The following is a 1,678-nucleotide window of genomic DNA, read 5'->3' as shown; positions in this document are numbered from 1 at the left end:
CGGCCCCTCCAACGCCGAGCGCGGACCCCTGCCGCCCCACCGGTACCGAGCGCGGACCTCCACCGCCCCTTCGACACCGAACGCGGACCCCAGCCGCCCCACCGGTACCGAGCGCGGACCTCCACCGCCCCTTCGACACCGAGCACGGACCCCCTGCCGCCCCACCGACGCCGAACGCGGACTTCCACCGCCCCGCCAACCCCGACCGGGTGCTCCCACCGGCCCGTGAGGTCTGATCTCGGGCTGCCGACGCCCTCGGGGGCTGGTCCCAGCGCGCGGAGCGCCCTGCGCCGTCGCAGGGGGACAGGGCGCGGTGCGGTGCGGTGCGGTGCGGTGCGGTGCGGTGCGGTGCGGAGAAGATGATCACTAATTCAGGGATTTCGCTGTTTGAATCTAGTAAGTTGGTAGGAGTTGTAGGTAGGCTGCGCGGCATGAGCGCCGTTCCCCTGCGACTTGACGGTGTCGGCAAGGTGTTCAGCGCCGGTGGCCGGCAGCGGGCCGTGCTGGCTGATGTGGATCTGAGCGTTGCCGCCGGTGAGGTGGTGGCGCTGCTCGGGCCGTCCGGATGCGGGAAGTCGACGTTGCTGCGGCTGGTCGGCGGGCTGGAGACGGCGAGTTCCGGCAGCGTGCGGGTGGACGGCCGTGAGGTGCGGGGTATCGAGGCGCGGTGTGCGGTGGTGTTCCAGGAGCCGAGGCTGCTGCCGTGGCGGAGCATCGAGCGGAACGTAGCGTTCGGACTGCCCCGTGGCACGAGCCGGGAACGGACCCGCACCGAGGTGAAGCACTGGTTGTCCGTGGTCGGGCTGGCGGAGTTCGGGCGGTATCGGCCCCGGCAGGTGTCCGGCGGGATGGCGCAGCGGGCGGCACTGGCCCGGGCGCTGGCGCGGCGGCCCGGGGTGCTGCTGCTGGACGAGCCGTTCGCGGCGTTGGACGCGCTCACCCGGCTGCGGATGCAGGACCTGCTCGCCGAGGTGCAGCAGGCCGCGGGCACCACGGTGCTGCTGGTGACCCACGACGTGGACGAAGCCCTGCACCTGGCCGACCGAGTGGTCCTGCTCGGCACCAGCGAGCGCACCCGCGAAGACGCCGTCGAGGACGCTGACGAGCGCACCCGCGAGGACCCCGGAAGAAACGCCGGAGACGACGCCGGGAAGCGCACCGGGAACATCACACCGCCCGGCGCGGCCACCATCCGGTCGATCGTCGAGGTGCCCGGCATCCGCCCGCGCGACCGCGGCGACGCGGAACTGGCCGCCCTGCGCGTGCATCTGCTGGCCGAGCTGGGCGTGCACACCCCAGCCCCGGCCGCCGCCCACCCCTGACCCCGGCTGGCCCACAGAGGTGCCACAACAAGACCGACACACCCCTGACAACCAGCCGGCGACAGCACGCCAGCGCACCTCTGAGGACCAGCCGGGAGCAGGACCGCGGCTGGCCCACAGAGGTGCCTCAACAAGACCGACACACCCCTGACAACCAGCCGGCAACAGCACGCCGGCGCACCCCTAAAAGCCAGCCGGAAGCAGGACCACGGCTGGCCCACAGAGGTGCCACAACAAGACCGACACACCCCTGACAACCAGCCAGCGACAGCGTGCCGGCGCACCTCTGGGGGCCAGCTGGGAGCGGGACCGCGGCTGGCTCGCAGGGGTGTGACAGCAGCACTGAGGCACACCTG

Annotated in this window: 1 protein-coding gene; it reads left to right on the top strand. The window is 72.3% G+C overall.

The annotated features are described in order from the left end of the window. The first annotated feature begins 431 nt into the window (after window positions 1-431). On the top strand, window positions 432-1,322 hold the full coding sequence (locus Apa02nite_RS50670; RefSeq protein WP_203831570.1) for an ABC transporter ATP-binding protein: 891 nt from the start codon (window positions 432-434) through the stop codon (window positions 1,320-1,322). Window positions 1,323-1,678: the final 356 nt, after the last annotated feature.

It is taken from the genome of Actinoplanes palleronii (assembly GCF_016862315.1).
Classification (GTDB): Bacteria; Actinomycetota; Actinomycetes; order Mycobacteriales; family Micromonosporaceae; genus Actinoplanes; species Actinoplanes palleronii.
This window is presented reverse-complemented; position numbering and strand designations above follow the sequence as displayed.

Bases quoted from the DNA above. Each gene is read 5' to 3' on its own strand.
- Apa02nite_RS50670 (WP_203831570.1), top strand. From the start codon at position 432: ATGAGCGCCGTTCCCCTGCGACTTGACGGTGTCGGCAAGGTGTTCAGC.